The sequence below is a fragment of the Gaoshiqia sp. US2 genome, assembly GCF_059705485.1.
Genome location: NZ_AP048550.1, coordinates 5,303,502 through 5,329,456 on the forward strand (window position 1 = coordinate 5,303,502; position 25,955 = coordinate 5,329,456).

At 47.3% G+C, this 25,955-nt stretch carries 21 protein-coding genes, 1 tRNA gene and 1 pseudogene; 19 read left to right on the forward strand and 4 right to left on the reverse strand.

Annotated features, from left to right (window positions below; translation table 11 throughout):
- Positions 1-5: 5 nt before the first annotated feature.
- The gene (carB, locus tag AC6H3C_RS21380) at positions 6-3,245 is read left to right on the forward strand and encodes a carbamoyl-phosphate synthase (glutamine-hydrolyzing) large subunit (protein ID WP_497517581.1); all 3,240 of its coding nucleotides are present in this window, start codon (positions 6-8) and stop codon (positions 3,243-3,245) included.
- 51 nt (positions 3,246-3,296) lie between these two features.
- Here the strand turns inward: carB and AC6H3C_RS21385 are convergent.
- Positions 3,297-3,674, reverse strand: a pseudogene (locus AC6H3C_RS21385) (cupin domain-containing protein); the annotation flags it as partial.
- A gap of 409 nt (positions 3,675-4,083) precedes the next feature.
- Between AC6H3C_RS21385 and AC6H3C_RS21390 the strand changes: the two are divergent.
- From AC6H3C_RS21390 to AC6H3C_RS21440, 11 genes are all read left to right on the forward strand, one after another.
- A complete protein-coding gene (locus AC6H3C_RS21390; RefSeq protein ID WP_497517582.1) occupies positions 4,084-5,649 on the forward strand; it encodes a carboxyl transferase domain-containing protein in 1,566 nt (521 codons plus the stop codon).
- On the forward strand, positions 5,650-6,471 hold the full coding sequence (locus AC6H3C_RS21395) for an enoyl-CoA hydratase-related protein (protein WP_497517583.1): 822 nt from the start codon (positions 5,650-5,652) through the stop codon (positions 6,469-6,471). It begins immediately after the preceding gene.
- A gap of 66 nt (positions 6,472-6,537) precedes the next feature.
- Complete coding sequence (locus tag AC6H3C_RS21400) at positions 6,538-8,514, forward strand: acetyl/propionyl/methylcrotonyl-CoA carboxylase subunit alpha (protein ID WP_497517584.1); 1,977 nt, start codon at positions 6,538-6,540, stop codon at positions 8,512-8,514.
- Positions 8,515-8,532: 18 nt separating this feature from the next.
- Positions 8,533-9,690, forward strand: coding sequence for an acyl-CoA dehydrogenase family protein (locus AC6H3C_RS21405; RefSeq protein WP_497517585.1), 1,158 nt, complete (start codon positions 8,533-8,535; stop codon positions 9,688-9,690).
- A 166-nt stretch (positions 9,691-9,856) separates the two neighbouring features.
- Positions 9,857-10,867: a beta/alpha barrel domain-containing protein gene (locus tag AC6H3C_RS21410; protein ID WP_497517586.1), complete on the forward strand. Its 1,011-nt coding sequence runs from the start codon at positions 9,857-9,859 to the stop codon at positions 10,865-10,867.
- A complete protein-coding gene (locus tag AC6H3C_RS21415) occupies positions 10,854-12,179 on the forward strand; it encodes a hydroxymethylglutaryl-CoA reductase (RefSeq protein ID WP_497517587.1) in 1,326 nt (441 codons plus the stop codon). Before AC6H3C_RS21410 ends, AC6H3C_RS21415 begins: the two co-directional genes overlap by 14 nt.
- Positions 12,163-13,089 (forward strand): GYDIA family GHMP kinase, encoded by a 927-nt coding sequence (locus AC6H3C_RS21420; RefSeq protein ID WP_497517588.1) that lies wholly within the window; start codon positions 12,163-12,165, stop codon positions 13,087-13,089. Before AC6H3C_RS21415 ends, AC6H3C_RS21420 begins: the two co-directional genes overlap by 17 nt.
- 4 nt (positions 13,090-13,093) lie before the next feature.
- The gene (locus AC6H3C_RS21425) at positions 13,094-14,119 is read left to right on the forward strand and encodes a diphosphomevalonate decarboxylase (protein ID WP_497517589.1); all 1,026 of its coding nucleotides are present in this window, start codon (positions 13,094-13,096) and stop codon (positions 14,117-14,119) included.
- A 2-nt stretch (positions 14,120-14,121) separates the two neighbouring features.
- Positions 14,122-15,036 carry a mevalonate kinase family protein gene (locus AC6H3C_RS21430; protein WP_497517590.1) on the forward strand — a complete coding sequence of 305 codons (915 nt, stop codon included), beginning with the start codon at positions 14,122-14,124 and terminating at the stop codon, positions 15,034-15,036.
- A gap of 331 nt (positions 15,037-15,367) precedes the next feature.
- The gene (locus AC6H3C_RS21435; protein ID WP_497516226.1) at positions 15,368-16,843 is read left to right on the forward strand and encodes an IS4 family transposase; all 1,476 of its coding nucleotides are present in this window, start codon (positions 15,368-15,370) and stop codon (positions 16,841-16,843) included.
- Between the two features lie 74 nt (positions 16,844-16,917).
- Positions 16,918-17,820 (forward strand): MFS transporter, encoded by a 903-nt coding sequence (locus AC6H3C_RS21440; protein ID WP_497517591.1) that lies wholly within the window; start codon positions 16,918-16,920, stop codon positions 17,818-17,820.
- Positions 17,821-17,845: 25 nt separating this feature from the next.
- On the opposite strand, the gene AC6H3C_RS21445 is transcribed toward AC6H3C_RS21440, so the two are convergent.
- The 3 genes from AC6H3C_RS21445 to AC6H3C_RS21455 form a co-directional block, all read right to left on the reverse strand.
- The gene (locus AC6H3C_RS21445) at positions 17,846-18,733 is read right to left on the reverse strand and encodes a DMT family transporter (RefSeq protein WP_497517592.1); all 888 of its coding nucleotides are present in this window, start codon (positions 18,731-18,733) and stop codon (positions 17,846-17,848) included.
- A gap of 139 nt (positions 18,734-18,872) precedes the next feature.
- The gene (locus AC6H3C_RS21450; protein ID WP_497517593.1) at positions 18,873-19,310 is read right to left on the reverse strand and encodes a peptidylprolyl isomerase; all 438 of its coding nucleotides are present in this window, start codon (positions 19,308-19,310) and stop codon (positions 18,873-18,875) included.
- Positions 19,311-19,360: 50 nt separating this feature from the next.
- Positions 19,361-20,167: a CPBP family intramembrane glutamic endopeptidase gene (locus AC6H3C_RS21455; protein WP_497517594.1), complete on the reverse strand. Its 807-nt coding sequence runs from the start codon at positions 20,165-20,167 to the stop codon at positions 19,361-19,363.
- 304 nt (positions 20,168-20,471) lie between these two features.
- Here AC6H3C_RS21455 and gdhA point away from each other — a divergent pair, with 304 nt between their 5' ends.
- The 7 genes from gdhA to AC6H3C_RS21490 all read left to right on the forward strand — a co-directional run bounded on the left by gdhA (position 20,472) and on the right by AC6H3C_RS21490 (position 25,955).
- The gene (gdhA, locus tag AC6H3C_RS21460; protein ID WP_497517595.1) at positions 20,472-21,806 is read left to right on the forward strand and encodes an NADP-specific glutamate dehydrogenase; all 1,335 of its coding nucleotides are present in this window, start codon (positions 20,472-20,474) and stop codon (positions 21,804-21,806) included.
- 140 nt (positions 21,807-21,946) lie between these two features.
- A complete protein-coding gene (locus AC6H3C_RS21465; protein WP_497517596.1) occupies positions 21,947-22,711 on the forward strand; it encodes a TatD family hydrolase in 765 nt (254 codons plus the stop codon).
- A gap of 32 nt (positions 22,712-22,743) precedes the next feature.
- On the forward strand, positions 22,744-23,778 hold the full coding sequence (locus AC6H3C_RS21470; protein ID WP_497517597.1) for an asparaginase: 1,035 nt from the start codon (positions 22,744-22,746) through the stop codon (positions 23,776-23,778).
- A gap of 63 nt (positions 23,779-23,841) precedes the next feature.
- Positions 23,842-23,929 (forward strand) — tRNA-Ser (locus AC6H3C_RS21475).
- Positions 23,930-24,078: 149 nt separating this feature from the next.
- Positions 24,079-24,876: a MotA/TolQ/ExbB proton channel family protein gene (locus tag AC6H3C_RS21480; protein WP_497517598.1), complete on the forward strand. Its 798-nt coding sequence runs from the start codon at positions 24,079-24,081 to the stop codon at positions 24,874-24,876.
- A gap of 8 nt (positions 24,877-24,884) precedes the next feature.
- A complete protein-coding gene (locus AC6H3C_RS21485) occupies positions 24,885-25,340 on the forward strand; it encodes a hypothetical protein (RefSeq protein ID WP_497517599.1) in 456 nt (151 codons plus the stop codon).
- A 36-nt stretch (positions 25,341-25,376) separates the two neighbouring features.
- Positions 25,377-25,955 (forward strand): ExbD/TolR family protein, encoded by a 579-nt coding sequence (locus AC6H3C_RS21490; protein ID WP_497517600.1) that lies wholly within the window; start codon positions 25,377-25,379, stop codon positions 25,953-25,955.

A 25,955-nucleotide genomic window follows, 5' to 3' on the forward strand; every position in this document is an offset into this window, starting at 1 on the left:
ATAGCATGGCAAGACTACACACACACATAAAAAAAGCAATCGTTCTGGGTTCGGGAGCCTTAAAAATCGGTGAGGCCGGCGAGTTTGACTATTCCGGATCGCAGGCGCTGAAAGCCTTGAAAGAAGAAGGCGTTGAAACCATCCTGATCAACCCGAATATTGCAACCATCCAGACATCGGAAGAAATTGCCGACAAAATTTATTTTTTGCCGGTAACTGCCTACTTTGTCGAACAGGTCATTAAAAAGGAAAAACCGGACGGGATCCTGCTTGCATTTGGCGGACAAACCGCGCTCAACTGCGGGGTCGATTTATTTCGTCAGGGCATTTTCGAAAAATACAACATCCAGGTGGTCGGTACGCCGGTTCAATCGATTATTAACACCGAAGACCGGGATATTTTCGCCGGCAAACTGGGCGAAATTGATGTAAAAACTCCGCGCAGCGTGGCTTGTGTCAACATGGAAGAAGCCAGGGCCGCGGCCCAAAAACTGGGTTTCCCGATCATTGTCCGTGCAGCCTATACCCTTGGCGGCTTGGGCAGCGGCTTCTGCTCAAACGAAAAAGAACTCGACAAACTGGTTTCGAGTGCATTTACCTATTCGCCGCAGGTTTTGGTCGAAGAATCGCTGAAAGGCTGGAAAGAAGTGGAATACGAAGTGGTCCGCGATCAGTACGACAACTGCATCACGGTGTGTAACATGGAAAACTTCGACCCGCTTGGAATTCATACCGGCGAAAGTATCGTGGTGGCGCCCTCGCAAACCCTTTCGAATGGCGAGTACCATAAATTGCGGGCTATTTCCATCAGGATCATCCGTCATATCGGCATCATCGGCGAGTGTAATGTGCAGTTTGCACTTGACCCGCACTCCGAAGACTACCGCGTCATCGAAGTGAATGCCCGCTTGTCGCGCTCATCGGCGCTGGCCTCCAAAGCAACCGGTTATCCGCTGGCTTTTGTGGCTGCCAAATTAGGGTTAGGCTACGGTTTGCACGAACTGCACAACTCGGTCACCAAAGTGACAACAGCCTGCTTTGAACCCGCCCTTGATTACGTGGTTTGTAAAATCCCGCGCTGGGACCTGAATAAGTTCAGCGGCGTTTCCAAAAACCTGGGAAGTTCGATGAAATCGGTTGGCGAAATCATGTCGATCGGTCGGAGTTTCGAAGAAGCCATGCAAAAAGGAATCCGCATGGTTGGCCTGGGCATGCACGGCTTCGTCGGCAACAAACAGGAAATCACCATCGACCAGATTGACGAGGAATTGCTGAACCCAACCGACCGGCGTATTTTTGCCATTGCCGCGGCTTTCGATAAAGGTTACAGCATCGACGAAATTCACGATAAAACGAAAATTGACCGTTGGTTCCTGCAGAAACTGCACAAAATCCACCTGTTAAAAGAAGAGCTGTTGAAGGTAAACTCGCTCAGGGAAATGAGCGATGAGTTATTGCTTGAAGCCAAAAAAGCCGGATTCTCCGACTTCCAGATTGCACGCCTGTCGCTGAATGCCCAGGGAATGGAAATCAACGGAAAGCTGCTGGAAGTCCGCGCTCACCGAAAAGCCCGGAATATGACTCCCTTTGTCAAACAGATCGATACACTGGCCGGTGAATACCCTGCCCAGACCAACTACCTGTACCTTACCTACAACGGTACCGAACACGACGTTGAATTTTTGAATGACAACAAGTCTGTTATTGTACTCGGATCGGGAGCATACCGGATCGGGAGTTCGGTGGAGTTTGACTGGTGTTCGGTAAACGCCATCAACACGGTCCGCAAAGACGGCTACCGCGCCGTCATGATTAATTACAATCCCGAAACGGTAAGTACCGACTACGATAGCTGCGACCGCCTGTTTTTTGACGAACTGACCTTTGAACGGGTCATGGATATCGTTGACCTGGAAAACCCCAAGGGAGTCATCCTCTCAGTGGGCGGCCAAATACCGAATAACCTGGCGATGAAACTTTACCGGCAGAACGTGCCGATCCTGGGAACTTCGGCCCTGAAAATCGATAATGCCGAGGACCGCAAAAAATTCAGCGCCCTACTCGACGAGATTGGTGTTGACCAACCCCGCTGGAACGAGCTGACCAGCATCGACGATATCTACAAGTTTGTGGATTTGGTTGGTTTCCCGGTACTTATCCGGCCTTCCTACGTGCTTTCGGGCGCAGCCATGAACGTGGTGTCGAACCGCGACCAGCTGGAACACTTCCTGCAAATGGCCTCCGATGTTTCGAAAGAACATCCGGTAGTGGTCACCGAGTTCATCGAACTGGCCAAAGAAGTGGAAGTTGACGCCGTAGCCGATAAAGGCGAAATTGTCGCTTACGCCATTTCGGAACATGTCGAATTTGCCGGGGTGCACTCGGGCGATGCCACCATCGTGTTTCCGCCGCAAAAGTTGTACGTGGAAACCATCCGGCGGATCAAGAAAATCTCACGCGAAATTGCCAGGGCGCTCGAAATCACGGGGCCGTTTAACATGCAGTTTCTGGCTAAAGACAACGATATCAAGGTGATTGAATGTAACCTGCGGGCATCGCGCAGTTTCCCCTTTGTGTCGAAAGTAATGAAGATCAACCTGATTGAAATCGCCACCCAGGTGATGTTGGGCCTTCCCTACACGAAACCCGACAAATCGCTGTTCGAGCTGGATTACGTGGGCGTTAAAGCCCCGCAGTTCTCCTTTGCCCGCTTGCTGAATGCCGATCCCGTTTTGGGTGTCGACATGTCGTCGACCGGCGAAGTGGGCTGCATTGGCGAGAACTTCTACGAAGCCCTGTTGAAATCGATGTTATCTGTGGGATACAAGTTCCCGGAGAAAAACATCCTGATTTCTTCGGGTCAGGCCCGCTCGAAACTGGAATTACTGAACAGCGCTAAGATGCTGGCCGAAAGGGGATTCAATATTTACGCGACAGAAGGTACGCACCGTTTCCTGCGCGAAAACATGGTTGAGTCGACCCTGCTGCACTGGCCCGACGAAGAAGACCAGAAGCCAAATACGATTGACTACCTGCGCGAGAAAAAAATCGATCTGGTGGTGAATATACCGAAAAACTACACCAAACGCGAGCTGAGCAACGGGTATAAAATCCGTCGGAATTCGATCGATTACAATATCCCGCTGATTACCAATGCACGCGTGGCCAGCGCTTTTATTTACGCCATCTGTAAGTATAAGCTGGAAGACATCAGCATTAAGCACTGGGACGAATACAAAGCATAAGCAGATCAGCGTTTCATGATATAATCCCGGCTGCCTGGCAGTCGGGATTTTTTATGGTGCCTCCGGCGAATGCCCATTTTTATTCTCAATTTGTTTCCATTTTTCAACAATGTTTTCTTCTCCCTCGAAATAACCCGGTTTTGAATCTTTACCGAATACCTCCATCGACGGAGCGATTAACAATTTATTCGAATCGGGATACTCGCAAACATCAAAACCAATAAACGTCCGTATATCCAGGTACATACAAATCCCGGATGTGTGATTATATAACTGATGCGCACCGGATTCTCCCATCTCAAAAAAGATCAAATCTCCGCTACCGACAATATCCAATCCATCGGGAGTCCTTAAGGTTGCGGAGCCGGAAATTATCAGAAACAGTTCCTCCGCATGCCGATGAAAATGATATGGCGCAGAATATTGCCCCGGGTTTAATTGTCTTAAATCGAAGTTTAAATTTCTCGAAAGAAAAAAATAACTGTTTCATAATCCTGTATGAAGTTCAATATCATGTCCCTTAATCAGGTGTGCGGTCAGAACTTCCGGAAGCATTGGGTCTTTCCGTTTTCACCTCTTATTTCGTCAGAACATCGTTTTTCCATCAAAACAGCGTGGTATTATTCCTGTTTTGCACCCAAATTACAAAACCTGATCAAATAAACCTCACTTATCGGCCAAGTTAATATCTCGAAGAAAATCTGAGGAGTTATTCATCTTGTTCCGGCGAAGTTCTTTACGCAGTTCGGAGGAAATAAAAATTTCGTTTTTCGTGAACATAACCCCGTTTTTTTTGTCTGTATAAACGATTTTAAAATCGTTTATTTATCCTAATGTCATGAGCGCGCCAAAAAAAGATCTGATTGGTGACCATTCATCTTTCTTTCAAACAAACCGGGCCGATTATCTGCTTGTTATGGACGAATTCCGTTCCCGCTTGTCGGTCGTTTGTTCGCATGGCCCTGAGCTGGCGGTGCAAAAGCACCGCGAACGCGGCAAATTGCTGGCCCGGGAGCGCATTAACCTCTTGCTCGATCAGCAGACGCCTTTTCTCGAACTCTCGTCGTTCGCGGCCTGGGGTCAGTACAACGATGCCTTCCCGTCGGCCGGAATCGTAACCGGTATCGGCTTGGTGCAGGGCCGCGAATGTATGATTGTGGCCAACGATGCCACGGTGAAAGGCGGGACCTATATCCGCGAAACCATCCGCAAACAGGTACGCGCCCAGGAAATTGCCCTGAAAAATAACCTGCCCTGCATTTACCTGGTCGATTCGGGCGGAATTTTCCTGCCCGAACAAGCCAATGTATTTCCCGATCGCTTTGACTTTGGCCGGGTGTTTTTCAACCAGGCCCGCATGTCAGCCGAAGGAATTCCCCAAATAGCGGTAGTGATGGGCTCTTGTACGGCCGGAGGCGCTTATGTGCCTGCCATGAGCGACGAAACCATCATTGTGCGTAACCAGGGAACCATTTTTATTGGTGGCCCGCCACTGATAAAAGCAGCAACCGGCGAAGAAGTAACAGCCGAAGAGTTGGGCGGCGGCGAAGTGCATGCGCAAGTTTCGGGAGTTGCAGACCATTTGGCCGACGACGATGTTCAGGCATTGGAGATTTGCCGGAAAATTATCGGCGGCCTGCCCAAAACAAACAAACAACCGGTTGATTTGGCCGAAGCCGCCGAACCGCTTTTCCCTTCGGAAGAGATATACCGTTACCTGTCAACCGATCTCAAAAAGCCCATCGATGTAAAAGCGGTTATTGATCGGTTGATTGACGGCAGCGATTTCCGCGAATTTAAAGCCGGTTACGGAAAAACGCTGGTCACAGGCTTTGCCCGGATCAAGGGAATTCAGGTGGGCATTCTCGGTAACCAAAGCTTTCTGACGGCCGAAAGCGCCCGAAAGGGTGGACATTTTATCCAATTGTGCAACCAGAGGCAAATTCCGTTGTTATTCTTACAAAACATTACCGGCTTTGTTGTCGGAAAAAAATATGAACACGAGGGCATTGCCCGAGATGGCGCCAAGCTGATCAACGCGGTGGCTAATTCAACTGTCCCGAAAATCACGGTGGTGATTGGCGGTTCGTTTGGAGCCGGGAATTACGCGATGGCCGGACGCGCGTATGATCCCGATTTTCTGTTTATGTGGCCGCATGCCCGCATTGCCGTAATGGGAGGCGAGCAGGCCGAAAGCGTTTTACAAACCATTGGCGGAAATTGCGAAAACGGCAGCTTGATCGGGCAGTTTGAACGGGAAAGTTCAGCCTATTTCAGTTCGTCCCGCTTGTGGGATGACGGCATCATCGATCCGGCCGAAACACGCGATATTTTAGGCCTGACCTTTTATGTCACCCTGAATCAAAAGTTGAACAAAGCCGGTTATGGCGTCTTTAGAATGTAAATGATGGAAAAATTCAAACATATCAAATTCAGTAAATCGGGAATTCAATCCACGATTCTATTAAACCGTCCGGGTTTGCACAACGCGTTGAACCCGGAAATGATGGAAGAACTGCATGTCGCACTTGACGACCTGGCCGGCGACGAAACCATCCAATTTGTGGTGTTGGCCGGCGAAGGTCAGTCGTTTTGTGCCGGCGCCGATATTAACTGGTTTGCCGGTACCGTTGATCGCGGGAAAGGCGAAAACTGGCAGGAATACCTGCGAATGGCCGAGCTGCTGAAAAAACTGGCCTGCTTCCCCAAAATAACCATTGCCGCGGCACATAAAAATGTGTTGGGCGGAGCCAATGGTTTGCTGGCTGCCTGCGACTTTGCGGTGGCCGAAAAATCAACGGTCTTTGCTTTTGGCGAAGTAAAACTGGGCCTGATACCGGCCATCATCCTGCCCTTTGTGGCCAAGCGGCTATCCACCCAAAACATGAAGAAACTGATGTTCTCGGGCGAGCGTTTTGGAACCGTGGAAGCGCATGCTATCGGGCTGGTCGATTTTCTGGCAGACGACGGAAAACGAATGGAGGTGGTGGATCAGCTGATCGGCAGCCTGAAAAAGGTTTCGCCAAATGCACTGAAAGCATGTAAACAACTGATCCTGAAGATTGATACAGGAGAAGTAGGAGTCGACAGCAGCGAATACACGGCTGCAGTTTTGGCCAACCTGGTCAACTCGGACGAAGGGCAGGAAGGCCTGCGGGCTTTCCTCGAAAAACGAAAGCCCGAATGGTCGGTCAAATCATTCATGACGGGCTTGCATAATCAGTGATTTCGGGCTGCTTCAGATTCCGGCTTGTATCAAATCAATCAGCATCGTACTTAACCTGTTCAATCTTTGAAAAAGTATTTCCATAAAATATTAATTGCCAACCGCGGCGAAATTGCCGTTCGAATTATACACACCGCCCGGAAAACAGGCATGAGGACCGTTGCTGTTTTTGCCGAAGACGATGAAAATTCCCTGCATGTTCAACTGGCCGATGAGGCTTTCTTACTTCCGGGAAACAGCCTCTCCGAAACTTACCTGAATCAGGAAAGATTGTTGGACCTGGCGCTTCAGTCCGGGGCAGAAGCCATTCATCCGGGATACGGTTTTTTGTCTGAAAATGCTGGCTTTGCCCGAAAAACCGAAGCCGCCGGGTTGGTATTCATCGGCGCTACAGCCGACCAGATCAGCCTGATGGGCGAAAAAACGCGGGCCGTTGGTTTTGCAAAAAGCCTCGGTATTCCGGTGATTCCGGGCCTGCATGGCCGGGTTGACGATGTGGCAGGCAGATTGGGCCTTCCCGAATTCCCGCTGTTGGTAAAAGCTTCGGCCGGTGGCGGCGGCAAAGGCATGCAGATTGTTGAACAGGAAGCTGATTGGCTGCCGGCCTTGCAACGTGCCCGACGACAATCGCTCGAATATTTTGGGAACGATGAAATTTTTGTGGAGAAATATTTGCCGCAGTCCCGTCACATCGAAGTGCAAATTGTGGGCGACGGCGAAGGAACCGCGGTGCATTTATACGAGCGCGAATGCAGTATCCAGCGGCGTTATCAGAAACTGCTCGAGGAGGCTCCCGCTGCTTCCGTTTCAACCGAAATAAAAGAAAAACTTTATGCCGATGCCCTTCGCCTGGCCCGGGCGGTGAATTATCGCGGTGCCGGCACCGTCGAATTTTTGGTTGACCGACAGGGAAATCATTATTTTCTCGAAATGAATACCCGCTTGCAGGTGGAACACCCGGTTACCGAAGCCATCACCGGATTGGATTTGGTGGAATGGCAACTGGCTGTTGCAGCCGGGCAGGGTTTGCCCTTTAGCCAGTCCGAAATCAGTCAAACCGGGCATGCTATGGAGTTCCGGATTTGTGCCGAAGATCCGGAAAACGGTTTTTTACCTTCTTCGGGAACGGTCAGGGCATTGTTACTTCCTGAAAACTGCCGGTGGGATAGTTTTCTTTTGGAGAACACGCGCGTTTCGCCGACTTACGATTCGCTGTTGGGAAAACTGATTGTGTACGGCGCCACCCGGCAGGCAGCACTGCATCAGTCAGAACAGGCTTTGTCGTCTTTGCTGATCGGCGGACTGCGGACAAACCAGTCATTCCTTCGGAAACTCGTTCAAAGTGAACTCTTCAGACAAAATAACATCCATACCGGCTTTCTGGAGAATGGCCTTCCCGGTTTCGTTCAGCAAATGCGCGACGAACGGGAAAAGATACCGTTTGATCTGCTGTTTGGCGTTTTTTTGCTGTTTCATTTTTATCGCCCTTCCTGCAAAACAAACCTCTGGAACCAGACCGGGTACTGGCGTTTACACCCCGTTTTTCAGATTGAAATGAATGGAAAAATCTTCCCGGTTCAATTCATGAAACGAAAAAAAGCTTATTTGTTAAGTCTCGGGAGTGAACAGCATGAGCTTTGCGATGTTTCATATAACAATAATCAAATCACCTTGAGCCGGGATGGAACCATTCACCGGTTTTACGTGATTGATCAGGGACAGTCAACCGGGATTTATGGCAACAGCTACCAGTTTACGCTGAAAAGTCCTTCTGTGCAGGGACAAGTCAGGCTGGAAAAACAAACCGGGAACAGGGATGGCGTTATCCAATCGCTGATCCGCGCTGATTTGCACGGGAAAGTGATTGACGTGATGGTTCAACCCGGCGAACGGTTAACCAAGGGTCAAGATTTATTGGTGATTGAATCGATGAAAACGGAGTTTACCGTTCAATGCCCGGTAGATGCCGTTGTGAAAACAATTTATGTATCGAAGGGAAAAATCGTTCAGGATAAAGAAATATTAGTGGATTTTGAATCCTAAAAAAGCGAGAAATCAGATATGAACGCGTTGTTAAAGAAAGTACACCACGAGCTGAGGTCCAGAGTCAGGGCCTTTGCCGAAGAAAAAATCAAGCCTGTTATTGGCGAATTTGAAGCGCTGGAACAGTTTCCTGCTGAGTTGATTAAATCCATGAGCAGCCTCCGGGTATTTGGGATGCACGCTCCGGTTGAATACGGGGGACAGGGCAGCGATTACCTTTCCTTTATTGTGGCTGTTGAGGAGTTAGCCCGCGTCGACAGTTCGGTAGCTGCCACGCTGGCTGCACATAACTCGCTTGGTGTTGGCCCGATCATTGAGTTTGGGACAGAGGCCCAAAAACAAAAATACCTTCCATCGCTTTGCACGGCGCAAAACCTTTGGGCTTTTGGACTGACCGAAGAAAATGCGGGATCGGACGCCCAGGGTGTGGAAACCGTTGCCGGGGAGAAAGAGAGCGGTTGGCTGGTTAACGGTCATAAAAAGTACATCACCAACGCGGCATCCGATATGGCCGCGGGGATTAGCTTTGTGGCCCAAACCGGGATACGTGCCGACGGGAAAAAAGAATTCACCGCCTTTTTGGTATCAAAAGGCACCGACGGTTACACCCGCGAATTTATGAAACAGAAGTTCCTGTGGCGGGCAGCCGACAACGGGATGGTTTATTTTAAAGATTGTTACATTCCGTCCGAAGATCAGCTGGGCGAACGTGGACAGGGAATCAAAATCATGCTGCGAACCATCGATTCCGGGCGCTTGTCAATTGCTGCAATGGGGCTGGGATTGGCGCAGGGTGCATACGAAATGGCCGTTTCATTTGCCAAAAAACGAAAACAATTCGGAAAGGCGATTTCCGGCTTTCAAACCATCGCGTTCAAACTGGCCGACATGGCCACGAAAATTGAAACAGCCCGTACCTTTTTATACCACGCCTGCTGGCTGAAAGATCAGGGAGAACCATTCGGTACCCAATCGGCTATGGCAAAACTTTATTGTTCGCAGGTGGCCAGCGATGTGGCCAGCGATGCCTTGCAGATTTTTGGCGGAGCCGGTTTCTTTCGCAACGACGAGTATCCGATTGAACGTTTCTTCCGCGACCAGCGTTTGTTGTCGATCGGCGAGGGGACCTCGGAGGTATTACGCATGGTGATTTCGCGGGATGTGTTGAAGGATTAAGGTAGGGAGCAGGGACAAATGAAATGATCGTTCTGCTGAATTACGCTGCGTTGTGCCGCATGAAATCCGATTTTTTTTACAAAAACGAACCGCATTTTGAACGTATTTTATAAGGAACGGGCCAATCCGTTTTTTACTTTTGCCTGTAACCTTATTCAGCTGATACATGGACAAAGACCGTAAACTGGAACACATTCAACTGGCATTTGATTCGCAAACCGGGTTCCCGGAGCAGGATCGGCGCTTTATTTATGAACCCCTGACGACGGCTCATCCCGGATCGGAACCATTCGCTTTTCCATTTTTGGGAAAAACGATGAATGCCCCGGTTTGGGTGTCGAGCATGACGGGTGGCACGGGAATAGCAAAAAACATCAACCGGAATATGGCCCGCGCCTGCGGCGAACTGGGTTTGGGAATGGGCCTGGGCTCGTGCCGTACAATTCTGTTTGATAAAACCCATTGGGCCGATTTTGATGTCCGTGACGAAATCGGGCCCGACCGTCCGTTTTGGGCTAACCTGGGCGTGGCGCAGGTCGAAGAGCTGTTGAAAGAAAAGAAGGAACAGGCGATTGTCGATTTAATTGGCAACTTACGCGCCGATGGACTGATTGTCCATGTCAACCCCTTGCAGGAATGGTTTCAGCCGGAAGGAGACCGGATTGCACAACCGCCGCTGGAAACCATCCGCCAGTTATTGTCGAAGGTAAAGATACCGCTCATTGTGAAAGAAGTGGGACAAGGCATGGGGCGCGAAAGCCTGAAGCAATTGCTGCAACTGCCCTTGGCCGCGATAGAGTTCGGCGCGTATGGAGGAACCAATTTTTCGCGACTCGAACTGAAACGCGATGATCAGCAAACCCGCGAATTGTACGATCCATTTGCTTACGTGGGGCAAACGGCCCTTCAAATGGTGAACGATATCAACCAATTGGTGAACGAAATCAATCCCGTTTGTCAGCAATTAATTATTTCGGGCGGCATAAAAAATTATTTAGACGGTTATTATTTGGTTTCGCTGAGCAAATTGCCTGCTGTTTACGGAATGGCTTCATCGGTGTTGAAACAGGCAACCGGCGATTACGAAACCTTAAAACGATATTTGGAAAATCAGCTTAAAGCATACCGGTTGGCGCAAACTTACCTGCGTTTAAACCCTAATTATGAAGGACAATAAACCCATATCAGGATTTTCAAAGCTCAGCAAAGCGCATAAAACCGACTGGCTGGTGCAGCAACTTGAACTGGATGAGTCGTTGGCAGATTTTCTGGCTGCATTTGAACTGAAAGATAAAATCCGGCAAACCATCATCGCCGATCTGAGCGAAAATCAGATTTCTAATTTTCATTTTCCCTTTGCTGTGGCCCCCAATTTTCTGGTGAACGGACAATACCGGGTTTTTCCCCTGGTGACAGAGGAAAGCTCGGTGGTTGCTGCTCTGGGCAAGGCTGCCGGTTTTTGGGCTAAACGAGGCGGTTTTCATGCCGGGCTGTTGGGCGCTGCAAAAAAAGGGCAGCTGCATTTTTCGTGGACGGGAAATCCTCAAAAACTTCATGATCATTTTGCAGAAATACGAAAAGGACTGATCGATGAGGTCGCTCCGTTCACCCGGAACATGGAAAAACGCGGCGGCGGCATTCGGGGTATTCAATTAATATATTTGCCCGAAATACTGCCGGCTTATTACCAGCTGGATGTGTCGTTTGATACGCAGGATGCGATGGGCGCCAACTTCATCAATTCGTGTCTCGAACAGTTCGGAAAAAGCCTGAAAGCCTGGTTGAACAATCAAACCGCCTGGCCGGACGAGGAGAAAGACTGCGAAATCATCATGGCTATTTTATCAAACTATGTTCCGGATAGCCGGGTAAAAGTATGGGTGGAATGTCCGGTGGAAAAGTTGTCCGATCAAAACGATCGGGAAGAAGCGTATCGGTTTGCTGAAAAATTTGTCCGGGCGGTGCAGATCTCGCGCAAAGATGTATCGCGGGCGGTTACGCATAACAAGGGTATTTTTAACGGGGTGGATGCGCTGGCCCTGGCAACAGGCAACGACTTTCGGGCCATTGAAGCGGGAGGGCACGCTTTCGCCGCCCGCAACGGACAATATGCCGGTTTAAGTGAGGCCAAAATTGAAGATAACCGCTTTATCTTTTCGATGGAATTGCCGCTGGCCGTTGGCGTCGTTGGAGGTGTGACCGCCCTGCACCCGATGGCCGGACTCGCTATGCAGATTCTCGAAAACCCATCGTCCACCCAACTGATGCAATACCTGGCGGTAGCCGGACTGGCATCCAACTGGTCGGCCGTTCGGGCCCTGGTGACAACCGGTATTCAACAAGGGCACATGAAAATGCACCTGAGCAATATCTTAAATAGTTTGGGTGCAACCGATGAACAAAAACAGGCCGCCCGGTTTTATTTTCAAAACCGGAAAGTGAGTTTCGCAGACGTAGAGCAATACCTGAAAAATGACACAGGACCTTAAACAAACCTATTACGCGCACGGAAAATTGTTGCTGACCGCCGAGTACATGGTGTTGTACGGCGCCAAAGCCATTGCCCTGCCGCTGCAATACGGCCAGCGGATGGAGGTTGCCCGGGGCCGGCAGGAAGGCGTGTTGATCTGGAAGGCATTTAACCAGGAAAAACTTTGGTTTTCGTGCGAGCTGGAATTACCATCTTTTCAGCTGATCAACAGTTCCGATATTGAAAAGGCGGTTATATTACAGGATACTTTTCACGCAATCCGGCAACTTAATCCCGGATTCCGGCCCGGAAATTCACTGGAGATCCATACCCGGACCGATTTTAACAACCAATGGGGACTCGGGAGCAGCAGTACGCTGATAGCCAACCTGGCCCGCTGGGCCGAGGTCGACGCTTTCAAACTGAATGAATTGATATTTCACGGAAGCGGCTTCGATATTGCCTGTGCAACGGCCTCAGGCCCTATCTGTTATCAGAAAGATCAGGCGCCTGAACCGGTCTGTCTCGCTTACCCGTTCCTCGGCAACCTGTATTTTGTATACTCGGGAACAAAAAAAAGTACCCGTAACGAGGTCCACCGGTTTCTGGATAACAAGGCTGGAAGCCGGAATGAGGTGGAGCAGGTCAGCCAATTGTCTGAACAAATTGCGCGCGAACAGAAATTGGACGGTTTTCAGAAATTAATGGCCGAACACGAAAAGCGGATTTCTTCGCTGTTGGACGTTCCAACGGTCAAATCGGTCTACTTCAGTGATTTTGATGGTGAAGTGAAGTCACTTGGCGCCTGGGGCGGCGACTTTTACCTGGCAGCTACCCGGCTCAGCGAGCGCGATGTGTTTCAATATTTTAAAGAAAAGGGATTAAACGTTGTTTTTCCCTGGAAAGAACTGGTATTAAATGAACAATAAGGGAATGAGTGAATTACAGGTAAGTTGGGTGTGCCCGTCGAATATTGCGCTGGTCAAATACTGGGGAAAGAAGCCCGAACAGTTACCCCTCAATCCATCGTTAAGTTTCAGTTTAAAAAAAGCAAGGACCCGGACACGCGTTCAGCTTCTTCCTGAAAACAAAAGACGGGTATCATTTTTATTTGAAGGAGAACCCTCGCCTTTTGCTGCGCGGGTCGAAAAATACCTGAACCGGCTATCCATCGAAATGCCCTGGATGAATGATTATTCATTTTACATCGAAAGTGAGAATACCTTCCCGCATTCGGCCGGTATTGCTTCTTCGGCCTCTGCTTTCGGGGCACTCGGCCTGTGCCTGGCCGAGCTGGACGGCCAACTGACAGGAACCGTGCAGGAACCGGAGCAATTTATCCAGGTAGCCTCGCGCCTGGCACGCCTGGGTAGCGGCAGCGCTTCGCGGTCGGTGTTGCCGGGTTTTGCCTGGTGGGGAAAGTCGGCTGCTTTTCCCGGCTCAACCGATTGTTATGCCTTGCCGGTCACCGCCATTCACGATTGCTACTTTTGGTTGTGCGATGCGGTTTTGCTGGTCGACTCGGGAAAAAAGAGAGTTTCGAGCTCGGCCGGGCACGAGTTGATGAACAAGCATCCGTACCAGGCTGCACGAATCAAACAGGCAAATCAGAATATGGAGCAATTGGTGCAGGTGATGAAAACCGATAACCGGTTCCGCTTTTTGGAGTTAGTCGAAAACGAAGCCCTGAGCTTGCATGCCCTCATGATGAGTTCAACACCTTCTTTTATGTTGTTGAAGCCCGAAAGCCTTTATATCATTGAAAAAATACGTATTTTCCGGGAACAAACAGGCTTGCCTGTCGGTTTCACCATCGATGCCGGACCGAATATTCATTTACTGTACTGGGCGGAACATCAACCGGAGGTACATGAGTTTATTCAGAACGAGCTGTATCCGTTTCTTGAAGACGGCAAATGGTTGGATGACCGCATCGGCAGCGGACCTGTAAAAGAATGAACATGAGGGCTTTTTCTGCAAAATTGTTGTTGTTTGGCGAATACGGATTGATGTTTGGGGCAAAGGCATTGGCCATTCCGTTTGCAAATTACCAGGGAAGCCTGGTTAAACCCGAAAGCGCTGATTCTGATCCGGGAAACCGGGACAGTGTGGTTGAACTGGAACGTTTTGTTTCGTGGATTCAGCATGAAGGCGTAAATGCGAAAATGAATTTTCCGCTCGACCTAAGCCGGCTAAACCTGGATATCGGGAAGAACCTGCACTTTCGTTCGGATGTGCCTTTGCAATATGGCGTAGGTAGTTCGGGTGCGCTTTGCGCGGCCCTGTTTCACGAATACAGTTGTTACGGGCAACTGATTGGACGGGAAAAACGAAAACACAGCCTTCCTAATTTGTTAAAACAGGATTTTGCCTTGCTCGAGTCTTATTTTCACGGGCGTAGTTCGGGACTCGATCCGCTCGTTTCTTTTTTAAATCAGCCGGTATTGCTCGAAGACGGGCAAATTTCTCTTCCCTCGTTAACCTTGGACCAACTGCCCTGGTCGGTTTACCTGATTGATACCGGAATGACCGGCGCCACCTCGCCCCTGGTCAGACTTTTCCTGAATAAAATGGAGGATCGGGATTTTAACGCTTTGTTTCAGCAGGTGTACCTGCCTGCCAACGACGGAGCAGTTGCGTCGTTTATCGCACACAATCAAACAAAACTGTTTACCTGTCTGGAGGAGATTACCCGCTTTCAACTGGCTCACTTTTCAGAGATGATCCCCGCTGGTTTTGTCGAAATGATCAGTTCGCTCCGTGGGCAGAATATCTTTGTCAAGTTGCTCGGATCCGGTGGTGGCGGTTTTTTACAGGCTTATGTTCCCAAAAATGTTCAGTTTCCGCTATTGCAAGGCAGCATAAAGGTGTTTTAGCTTTCCTGAACCTCATATGGTCAGCCTGCTTCGGTTTGTCAAATCAGGAACCGAAAAACCCTTATATTTATAGCCCGTATTGATTCAAGATATTTGGCACACGAACAGGTATTCTGGCCGACAGATACGGCCGGAAGCTGATTCTTGTCCCTTCCTTATTTTTATTTGGGTTGGCTGGTTTTACCTGTTTCTTTACTAAAGTTTCCCACGTTGGGAAGTGTTGATTTATATGAGGATTGAAATTAAATAAGTAGTGGTAAAATAGAATTTAAATTGCTATATTTGAGTTAGTTACACATCAAAAAGCAGTTTATTCACAAAACCACTACTTATGGGATCAAAAATAGCATATTTAAGCGAATTAGAGAGCGTTCTTTGCAATGATGAAAAAACCAATGAGGGGATCCTCCATTTCTTTTCGGCCTTCAGGGTTGGCCGGTTTTTAGGCTCCTTCAATTCTTTCAAGAGCAAAGGGTACGACGTTTCTGTACTTTTACTTTCACTTCTGGTTTTCAGGTTACGCAGCGAAAGTATTTGCAGGATGCAAAACCGGTGCAAAAATTTTCTTGAAAGCATTGACGACAATACCTTTTATCGTTTGATGAACAACCAGTGGATGGACTGGCGAAAATTACTGATGGGCTTTGCCAAACAATTTGCCTGGCAGGCAAAGGCCAAGGGCGGTCCTGTTTCAGGGACAACTTGTTTTGTTTTGGATGATACGGACATTGAAAAAACGGGCAAAACAGTCGAGTTTATCGGCAGGGTTTTCAACCATGTGACCAAACTTTACCCGTTGGGTTTTAAAATGCTCCTGCTTAGTTTTTGGGACGGAAAGACACTGGTTGCAACCGACTTCTCGCTCCACCGGGAGAAAGGGCAAAAGGGGACTTACGGTTTGTCAAAGAAAGAGTTGCAATCGCAGTTCAGAAAAAAGCGTGACGGCAAATCTCCCGGGCAAAAAAGGGTCGAAGAATTGGACATGAAGAAAGGCGAAGTTGCTGTTTCAATGCTCCGGCGGGCTGTAAAAAATGGGATTATAGCCAGTTATGTTTTGATGGACAGTTGGTTTGTGAACGATTACATGATCAAAAGTGTCCGTGCCATCAAAAAAGGGGCCATGCATTTACTGGGGATGTGCAAGCTTGACAGGCGAAAATACATGGTTGGCAACAAGGAATTGAACGCCCATCAGTTGATCACTAAAAACCAGAGGAAGAACAGCAAGTATTCCAGAAAATACAAGTCAACCTACATCTCCACCGTGGTCGATTACAAAGGTGAGAAAGTCCGGCTCTTCTTCATACGTTACAATAATGCAAAGAACTGGACATTGCTATTGACAACCGATTTGACCCTGTCTTTCGTACAGGCGGTTGAACTGTACCAAATCCGTTGGACCATTGAAGTCTTGTTCAAGGAATGCAAGCAGTACCTGCGTTTGGGCGCAAGCCAGAACACTGATTTCGATGGACAAATTGCAGATGCAACTATCATCTTGGCAACCCATACGATATTGTCGCTGCAAAAGCGGTTCAGTTCTTATGAAACCATGGGCGAGCTGTTCAGGGAAACACAACAGCAACTGCTCGAACTAACTTTGTGGGAACGCCTGGTCAAGGTATTCTTTAAAATGTTGACCCAGATGGCCGCGATACTAAACATTGACAGTGAAGCATTAATAGAAAAACTAATGCAAAGCGACCAAACAAGTAGGCAACTACTGGCAATGCTCAAGGCACTGGATGAATTTGATGATAATGACCAAAATAACAACAAAACTGCCATCTGCCAGGTAGTAGCTTGATAACATGATAATTAGTTGCCAACTGAACAGATAATTATGAAATTTAACATGCCCAATTATAGGGCTTAATATATGTGGGAAACTTTAGTTTCTTTATCCGCGATTACCAATGGCTGTTGGTTTTCAGGTTTATCCAGGGGGTTGGGGCCAGTTCCTTGTCCAGCATGGGCATCACCCTGATTGGCGATATCTTTCCCGGTGAAAAACGGGTGGCCGCCATGGGCTATAATGCCAGCGTTTTGAGTATCGGGACGGCCACGTATCCTGCGGTTGGAGGTGTATTGGCCTCCCTCGACTGGCCCTTCATCTTTGTACTGCCGGTGTTGGCTATTCCATTGGGTCTTTGGGTCATCTACGGGCTGAAAAATCCGGAACCAACGACAGAGCAAGGTTTAAAAGACTATTTCGCGAATGTGTGGCAAACAATCAACCGGCATACCGTTTGGGGCTTGTTTCTTGCAAACGTCCTGCTGTTTGTCATTTTGTATGGCGCGTACCTGACTTATTTTCCCCTGTTACTGGCAAGCCATTTCAAAGCAGGTTCAGCGGTTATTGGTATCACGATGTCGCTGATGTCGTTGGTTACAGCGATCACCTCCTTTAATTTGCCGCGCATCAACCGTTTTTTGTCGTCCAAACAACAATTGACAGGTGCATGCGGGTTCTATTTTTTCTCCATGTTGATTTTAAGTATGGCAACACGTTGGGAGATGATCATTGCCGGAGTATTGTTTCTTGGCTTGGGGCATGGCGTGATGATCCCATCCATTCAAACCTTGCTGGTAGGCATGGCGGGTATTGAAGAGCGTGCCGCCTTTATGTCGTTAAACGCGATGTTGCTGCGTTCGGGCCAAACCATTGGCCCTTTGCTGATCGGCGTTTTTTATGCGATGGGTGGCTTGCCGGCTGCTTTTTGGGCCGGCGCCGGTTTGGCGGTCCTGATGGCTGTGTTGATTGTAACGATGATCAAATCCTGATCTCCCGGCCTGCCCGGATGCTGTGTTATTCCACCATTTTCAGGATACGTAGCTTCTTGCCGGTTTTGTAGTTGATGGCAACCAGAGATAAGCAGGATCCGATGATCACAACAGCCCCGATGGTTTCGACCGAAGAAAATTCTTCACTGAAAATAAAATAACCCGCGAGCAGGTTTAAAACGGGGACCAGGGATTGAAAGATGGATCCCGTAGCCACGTTTACATACCGATAACCTTCAGTCATCAATAATTGGCCGAGCGTTGCGACCAGCCCAATCAGCAACAGGATGACCAGGTCGAACGAGTTTCCCGGACTTTGCGTTAGTCCCGAAGGAATCAAAAAAAGCCAGAAGCCCATAATGCTCTGGGCAAAAAAAATGGAATAAGAGTTGTCGCTGTCGTGGAGTTTTTTGACGAAAACGACGGCAAGTCCGGTTGTCAACGATCCGGCGATGCCAATCAGTTCGTACCCGCTAAACCCCGAAAGCGATGCTGAGCCATGTTTGAACGAAAGCAATACCAGCCCGCCAATGGATGCAATAATGGGGATAAATTTAACCGGTTCAACCTTTTCTTTTAAAATAAGCATACTGAACAAGGTGGCGAAAACCGGGTACGAATACACGTAAACCGAACCTTTTCCGATGCCCAGTTTAACGATAGACAGATAAAAGAGGTACACAGCGATCCCGCCGATAAGCCCGCGCAGCAACAGGAATTTACGATCGCGGAATTTCATCGGGATGATGCGGAACATCCCCAGCAGGCCAATGATCCCTAAGCCAACAGAAAACCGGAAAAAACTGGATTGAAATGATGACACGTGGGGAATCGCCCGTACCAGAATGGCCATCAGAGCAAATGCGATGACGGAGCTTAATGTCAGCAGGATTCCTTTTAAATGGGTCGACATGGGCGATCTGGTATCATTGGATGAATGAAAATCGTTTTTGGGAACTAATCACTCGGATAGATGAAAAAAATCAACCATTCCGGCGCGAATATTTCTCCGCCTGCAGTGGTTGATTTTTTTAGTTTTGGCAGCAACTGATTTATTCTTCAATAATCACAATCTGTTCAATCAGGTCGCCGGCACGGATGGCATCAATCACTTCCAGTCCTTCGTAAACTTTGCCAAAGCAGGTGTGATTGCGGTCGAGATGTGCCGTATTCTTCCGGCTGTGGCAAATGAAGAACTGTGAGCCCCCGGTGTTTCTTCCGGCATGTGCCATCGATAGTACCCCGCGGTCGTGGTATTGGTTGTTCCCGTTAAGTTCACATTTGATCGTGTAGCCTGGTCCGCCTGCTCCGGTTCCGTCAGGGCATCCTCCCTGGATGACAAAATCGGGGATAACCCGGTGAAAGGTCAGTCCGTCGTAAAAACCGGATTTCGAAAGTTTGACAAAATTTTCGACCGTGCCGGGGGCGTCGTCTTCGTAGAAGTTCACCTTCATCGTACCTTTGCTGGTATGAATTTCTGCTTTTCTCATGATAGATCTTTATTTGATTCAAGGCAAAAATACAAAATTACCAGGCTGAACTAAAACGATTCTTCTGTTTTACGGTCACTGTTCTTATAGATCTGAAACAAACTGAATGAAAACAGGAGGGCAGCAGCCATGTAAAGGATTAAATAGACAGCAGTGTTATTGATGAGTTGGTCAGGACTGATGTTGAAACCGAACTTCCATATAAAAGCAAAGGCCAGTGCGTTATTCACGATGTGAATGAGGATGCATAAAAATAAAGACCGGGTTTTCCAGTAAATAAAGCCAATAAAACATCCGATAACGAAAGCGGTAACCAGTTGCGACAGATTGAGGTGGATGATCCCGAATAACAGGGAAGAAAGGATGATGGCTTTCACCGGGTGGTAATTTTTCAGAAAACCCCGCAAAATGATACCTCTGAAAATGATTTCTTCGAGTATCGGCCCCAACAGGATAATGTGTAAGGCAGCCAGTATTTTATGGCTCATCAGTTGATGGAAAATTTGTTCGAAACTGCTTGATACAGGAATGAGTTGTTCGATCGGCTGAAGTAGAAAATCGAGCGCCAGGATGGAGAGCAATGCAAACGGAGCAAAATGGTAAGCACGAAACCGAAGCTGATCGGATAATAGGAAACTCTCCGTTGTTTTGATTTTTCTGATAGCAAAACCGATGAGCCAAATTTCGGCGAGAACAACGGGTATGGTAACAAGATAGGCGGTCAGCGTAGTATACTGGTCGTCGTTATTCAGGAAGATTCGGATGATCAAAAAAGGAATCGTCAGCAGAACGGCAAACAGGAATAGCCTTAAAATCAAACCGATTGAATTTTTGATAGATGGATAATGTTGTTGCATGAGTTATTCTTTAATGATCGGTACAGTAAAGTTATGATCATTTGACGAAAGAGTTTCGGATTTTTGTTAAAACTTGACGAATAACTCATTTTGAGCAGTTAAACCTGCATATTTCTGTCATAAACGATGGGTATTATGTTCGTCAGAATAAAGAAGACGTCTGTATGAGACGTCTGGTATTAAACCGCTGCTATTAAACATTTCGGAGGGCTTAAAAACTTGCCTAAAATCAGCTTTTTATCCGCTATTCCTCATTTCCTTTGTTTGAAATAACAATAATTCATTTTGAATCAAAAAGAGCAAGATGAGAACAGATATCAATGATTTCATGGAAGCCTTAAAGGCCCGGACTCCAAGTGAAACGGAGTTTCATCAGGCAGTTCAGGAGGTGGTTGAATCCATCTGGGATGTTTACAAAAAGAATCCAAAATATCAAAAGGCGAAGGTTCTTGAGCGCATGGTTGAACCCGAACGGGTCATCCTGTTTCGTGTGCCGTGGATTGACGACCAGGGCGAGGTTCAGATTAACCGCGGTTACCGGATTGAGTTTAACTCGGCATTGGGCCCTTACAAAGGGGGCTTACGCTTTCACCCTACCGTAACCTTATCGATCCTGAAATTTTTAGGATTTGAGCAAACCTTTAAAAACAGCCTGACGACCTTGCCGATGGGAGGCGGAAAAGGCGGCTCGGATTTCAGTCCGAAAGGAAAATCGGACAATGAAATCATGCGTTTCTGCCAAAGTTTTATGACTGAATTACAGCGGCATATCGGGCCAAATACAGATGTCCCTGCAGGCGATATTGGTGTGGGCGGCCGCGAAATTGGCTATTTGTTCGGACAGTATAAACGGATTCGGAACGAGTTCACCGGTGTGCTCACCGGCAAGGGCCTCGCCTGGGGCGGAAGCCTGATCCGGCCGGAAGCAACCGGTTTCGGTGCAGTCTATTTTGTTCACCATATGTTGGAAAACCTGGGAAAAGACATTGCTGGGCACACTTTTGCCATATCCGGTTTCGGGAATGTAGCCTGGGGCGCTATCACGAAGATAAATGAGCTCGGCGGAAAGGTCGTCACCATCTCAGGCCCCGACGGTTACATTTATGACCCGGAAGGTATTGGCGGCGAAAAACTGGAATATCTGCTGGAGCTCCGGGCAACGAACAATGATGTGGTTGAACCGTATGCCACTGAGTTTGGCGCTGAATTCCATTCAGGAAAAAAACCCTGGGAACAGAAAGTCGATATTGCCATTCCCTGTGCGACCCAAAACGAAGTAGACCTGGATGATGCCCAAATGTTAGTGGGCAATGGTTGTTTTTTGCTTGCCGAAGCTTCCAATATGGGTTGCACCGCCGAAGCGGTTGAATACCTGACCGAGCATATTCATTTTGCTCCGGGAAAGGCCGTTAATGCCGGTGGAGTAGCTGTTTCGGGACTGGAAATGACCCAAAACAGCCAGCGTCTGAACTGGAGCAGGGAAGAAGTAGATGCCCGTTTGCATATCATTATGCGCGATATTCACGAAACCTGCGTGAAGTATGGGAAGAACGGATCAAAGATTAACTATGTGAAGGGCGCCAACCTGGGCGGATTTGTGAAAGTCGCCGATGCCATGCTTGCCCAGGGCGTGGTATAATAACCCGCTGCAAACAGATTGAATGGTCTGAAAAAGAGTGATTTTCTTTTCAGACCATTTGTTTGAATTAGCGATAAGATAATATTAAAAAAAAGGTCATCTGCTTTTTTAGTATTTTCTTTGCGGTTAAATTTTTTTCTATGTTGATTGATACACACTCGCATATCTATTCTGAAGACTTTAATGTCGATTTGGAAGAAGTTATTCAGCGGGCAGTTGAAAAGGATGTCAGAAAAATTATCTTGCCCAACATTGACAGTTCGTCGGTTAAAAAGATGTTTGATCTGACTGATCGGTACCCGCAAGTCTGTTACCCCTTAATGGGCTTGCATCCGACTTCGGTAAATGAAGATTTTGAAGAAGAACTGGAACTGGTTGAGTTTTGGTTGAAAAAAAGGAAATTTTTTGGCATCGGAGAAACCGGGATTGACCTGTATTGGGACAAAACCTTTATACGGGAACAAACCGAAGCATTTCGCCGGCAAATCCAATTGGCCAAAAAATACGATTTGCCGGTGGTGATTCACGTCAGGGAGTCGTTTGATGAGGTTTATGCCGTATTGAAAGAAGAAGCGGGTGAAAACCTGCGGGGGGTTTTCCACAGTTTTACCGGAACAGCCGAACAGGCATCTCTTGTTACTGATCTGGGATTTTTGATTGGAATAAACGGCATCGTGACTTTTAAAAACAGTCATTTAGGGCAGGTAGTCGAAAAAATTGATCCATCTCATGTTTTATTGGAAACAGATGCCCCATATTTGGCGCCTGTTCCGTTCCGGGGAAAACGAAACGAAAGCTCCTACCTGGTTTATGTGGCTGAAAAGCTCGCAGAAATCTATCAGCTGTCGGTGGATGAAATTTCCGGGATCACAACGCGTAATGCGGAAAATTTATTTCATATTTGACGGGGCTGAATAAGTTATCTTTGCATCGGTATATGGAACTGAAAAGACCATCGATCTTATTAATTTATACAGGCGGAACCATTGGGATGGTTCAAAAGTCTGAAACCGGAGCCTTAAGCCCGGTGAAATTCGACCAGATTCTGGATGAAGTGCCTGAATTGAACCGTCTGGGTTATTCGCTGGAGTCGATTACCTTCAACCCGCCGATTGATTCGTCGGATATGACCCCGAAAATTTGGGGAAAGCTGGCGAAGACCATTCACGAAAACTACAGTAAATTCGACGGATTTGTGATTTTGCACGGGACGGATACCATGGCCTATACCGCTTCTGCATTAAGTTATATGCTCGAAAACCTCGACAAGCCGGTGGTGATGACCGGCTCTCAGTTGCCTATCGGCATCCTTCGTACCGACGGGAAAGAAAATCTGATTACCTCGGTCGAAATTGCCGCTGCCCGGGAAAACGGACATGCTATTGTCCCCGAAGTCTGTATATATTTCGACTTTAAATTATCGCGGGGAAACCGGACAAGCAAGCGGCACGCTGATCATTTCAGCGCATTCAGTTCAACAAATTACCCCCTGCTGGCCAAAGCAGGGGTCGATATTATTTATTTTCACGAGAATATTTATCATCCAAAAAATAAAGGCATATTAAAAGTCAGGACGAATTTCGACGAAAATGTGGTCGTTCTGAAGATTTTCCCGGGGATGAGCAGGCTTGTTTACGAGAACATCATCAATATCCCGGGGTTAAGGGGAATTGTACTCGAGTCGTTTGGTTCGGGTAATGTACCTACATCACCCTGGTTGATTCGGCTGATTAAGAAAGCAATTCGACAAAGGATTATTATCGTCAATGTCACACAATGTGAGGGAGGCGCCGTAAAAATGGGCCATTATCAGGCCAGCAGGGAACTATTGATGGCAGGAGTGGTAAGCGGGAAAGATATGACAACGGAAGCAGCCGTTACAAAATTGATGTTTTTGTTGGGACAGGGATTGAGTGATGATGACATAAAGCTCCATTTGAATAAAAGTCTGAGCGGTGAAATAAGTGAGTAGCTTATTTTTTTTTCACATTTTTTTTGTAATTTGCAGCCCTGAAAAAAATGGTGCCAGCATATTGGAGAGATGCAGGAGTGGCTGAACTGGCACGCCTGGAAAGCGTGTGTACCTCAAAAGGGTACCGAGGGTTCGAATCCCTCTCTCTCCGCGTAAAGGGTTTATACGTTCTTAAACAAACCTGTAAAGAAAAAGTTTTGAACTTGGTCCGGGGGATTCAACGGTTCCTGGTCATTCAGAATAAAAAACAAATAGTATACAATAAAAATTAAGGAGATTTACTAATTAAAATTGAAACCAATGATGAAAAAACTATTTGCGTTTATAGCAGTTCTTGGAATGCTTTATTTGGGAGCATCGAACAATGCCGTAGCTCAGGATCAAACAGGAGGGTCTGCTACAGAAGTGGCTGCCAAGCAAGCTGATGCTGAAGAAGCTGCAGCTGCCAAAGCAGAGGCAGGACAGTCCTTGCACAGCCAGTTGAAACAAAAATTCATTGAAGGTGGTGCCGGATTTATGTCTTTTGTATTGATCTGTTTGATTTTAGGTCTTGCCATGGCGTTGGAAAGAGTAATTTATTTGAATCTTTCAACCAGCAACAACAAAAAATTATTGGTTAATGTGGAAGAAGCTTTAGCCAATGGCGGAATTGAAGCTGCCAAAGAAGTTTGCCGTAATACACGTGGTCCGGTTGCCAGTATTTTTTACCAGGGTCTTGATCGTTCAGAAGAAGGTATCGATGTGGTAGAAAAAACAGTTGTGGCATACGGTGGCGTACAAGCTGGTTTGTTGGAAAAAGGATTAAGCTGGTTGGCATTGTTTATCGCTTTGGCTCCGATGCTCGGGTTCATGGGAACTGTAATCGGTATGATCGCAGCTTTCGACGCGATTGAAATTGCCGGTGACATTAGCCCGTCATTGGTTGCCGGTGGTATTAAAGTAGCTTTGATTACAACAGTATCTGGTCTTGTGGTTGCCATTATTCTGCAAATTTTCTACAACTATTGCGTTGCTAAAATTGACAGTATTGTAAACAGCATGGAAGATGCTTCTATCTCTTTGATCGACATTTTGGTAAAACACAATCTTAAAAAATAATTACACTTATGAAGCTTGAAAAAGTATTAAACATTACATTGTGGGTACTTTTGGCAGTTTCAGCATTTCTGATTGTGTCTTTAATGATGAATCTCAGTGATAATGAAGCTGATCCAACTATGGGTGCCTGGATCAATACCAACCTTACCTGGTCGTACATCTTGCTGGGTATTGGTGCGGCTGTTGCAATTATTTTTGCCTTAGTACAAACTTTTACCGATAAAGCAGCAGCTAAAAAGGGATTAACCGCCCTTGTTTTTGTCGCAGTTGTTCTGGTCCTCTCTTATATTCTGGCCTCAGATGCAATGCCTCAATTTCATGGTGTGGAAAAATACATTGCCGACGGCAGCCTTACCAATTCCATTTCAAAATGGATTGATACGGCGCTGAATGCAACGTATATCTTACTATTCCTTGCCATCATGGGAATCGTAGTTACCTCTGTATCTCGTATAGTAAAATAATTACGTGGTTTGTGTATCACAGGAAAAAATTAAATTATGGCTAGAAAAATTCCCGAAATACCTTCAGCATCACTGGCCGATATTGCCTTCATGTTGCTGATTTTTTTCCTGGTAACAACCACGATGGATGTGGACAGTGGTCTTGAACGCCGCCTTCCAGCAATGCCCCCGGAAGATGAGAAGCCGGATGACACGCCTCCGATTAAGGAGCGCAACGTTTTTGTAGTATTGCTGAATGCCCAGAACCAGTTGCTGGTTGAGGGCGAATGGATGAACGTTGGAGATCTTCGTGAGAAAGCCAAAGAATTTATGGCCAACCCTTATGATGAAGAACATTTGCCTGAAAAAACAATGAAGGAGCTTCCTTATTTCGGGCAGGTTGGAATTACAAAAGGGGTAATCTCTTTACGAAATGATGTGGGAACCCAATACGGAACTTACATTGCTGTTCAAAACGAGTTGGTTGGTGCCATTAATGATCTGAGAGAAGAATTGGCCAGACAAAAGTTTGGTAAATCCTATAATAATCTCGATAGAGATCAACAAGACGCGATAAAGGAAATTTATCCTTCAAGAATCTCTGAAGCTGAACCTAAAAAAGTGGGAGGAAAATAG

Coding starts and splice junctions, on each gene's coding strand:
- carB (WP_497517581.1), top strand. CDS start 6: ATGGCAAGACTACACACACACATAAAAAAAGCAATCGTTCTGGGTTCG.
- AC6H3C_RS21390 (WP_497517582.1), top strand. CDS start 4,084: ATGAGCGCGCCAAAAAAAGATCTGATTGGTGACCATTCATCTTTCTTT.
- AC6H3C_RS21395 (WP_497517583.1), top strand. CDS start 5,650: ATGATGGAAAAATTCAAACATATCAAATTCAGTAAATCGGGAATTCAA.
- AC6H3C_RS21405 (WP_497517585.1), top strand. CDS start 8,533: ATGAACGCGTTGTTAAAGAAAGTACACCACGAGCTGAGGTCCAGAGTC.
- AC6H3C_RS21410 (WP_497517586.1), top strand. CDS start 9,857: ATGGACAAAGACCGTAAACTGGAACACATTCAACTGGCATTTGATTCG.
- AC6H3C_RS21415 (WP_497517587.1), top strand. CDS start 10,854: ATGAAGGACAATAAACCCATATCAGGATTTTCAAAGCTCAGCAAAGCG.
- AC6H3C_RS21420 (WP_497517588.1), top strand. CDS start 12,163: ATGACACAGGACCTTAAACAAACCTATTACGCGCACGGAAAATTGTTG.
- AC6H3C_RS21425 (WP_497517589.1), top strand. CDS start 13,094: ATGAGTGAATTACAGGTAAGTTGGGTGTGCCCGTCGAATATTGCGCTG.
- AC6H3C_RS21430 (WP_497517590.1), top strand. CDS start 14,122: ATGAGGGCTTTTTCTGCAAAATTGTTGTTGTTTGGCGAATACGGATTG.
- AC6H3C_RS21435 (WP_497516226.1), top strand. CDS start 15,368: ATGGGATCAAAAATAGCATATTTAAGCGAATTAGAGAGCGTTCTTTGC.
- AC6H3C_RS21445 (WP_497517592.1), bottom strand. CDS start 18,733: ATGTCGACCCATTTAAAAGGAATCCTGCTGACATTAAGCTCCGTCATC.
- AC6H3C_RS21450 (WP_497517593.1), bottom strand. CDS start 19,310: ATGAGAAAAGCAGAAATTCATACCAGCAAAGGTACGATGAAGGTGAAC.
- AC6H3C_RS21455 (WP_497517594.1), bottom strand. CDS start 20,167: ATGCAACAACATTATCCATCTATCAAAAATTCAATCGGTTTGATTTTA.
- gdhA (WP_497517595.1), top strand. CDS start 20,472: ATGAGAACAGATATCAATGATTTCATGGAAGCCTTAAAGGCCCGGACT.
- AC6H3C_RS21465 (WP_497517596.1), top strand. CDS start 21,947: ATGTTGATTGATACACACTCGCATATCTATTCTGAAGACTTTAATGTC.
- AC6H3C_RS21470 (WP_497517597.1), top strand. CDS start 22,744: ATGGAACTGAAAAGACCATCGATCTTATTAATTTATACAGGCGGAACC.
- AC6H3C_RS21480 (WP_497517598.1), top strand. CDS start 24,079: ATGATGAAAAAACTATTTGCGTTTATAGCAGTTCTTGGAATGCTTTAT.
- AC6H3C_RS21485 (WP_497517599.1), top strand. CDS start 24,885: ATGAAGCTTGAAAAAGTATTAAACATTACATTGTGGGTACTTTTGGCA.
- AC6H3C_RS21490 (WP_497517600.1), top strand. CDS start 25,377: ATGGCTAGAAAAATTCCCGAAATACCTTCAGCATCACTGGCCGATATT.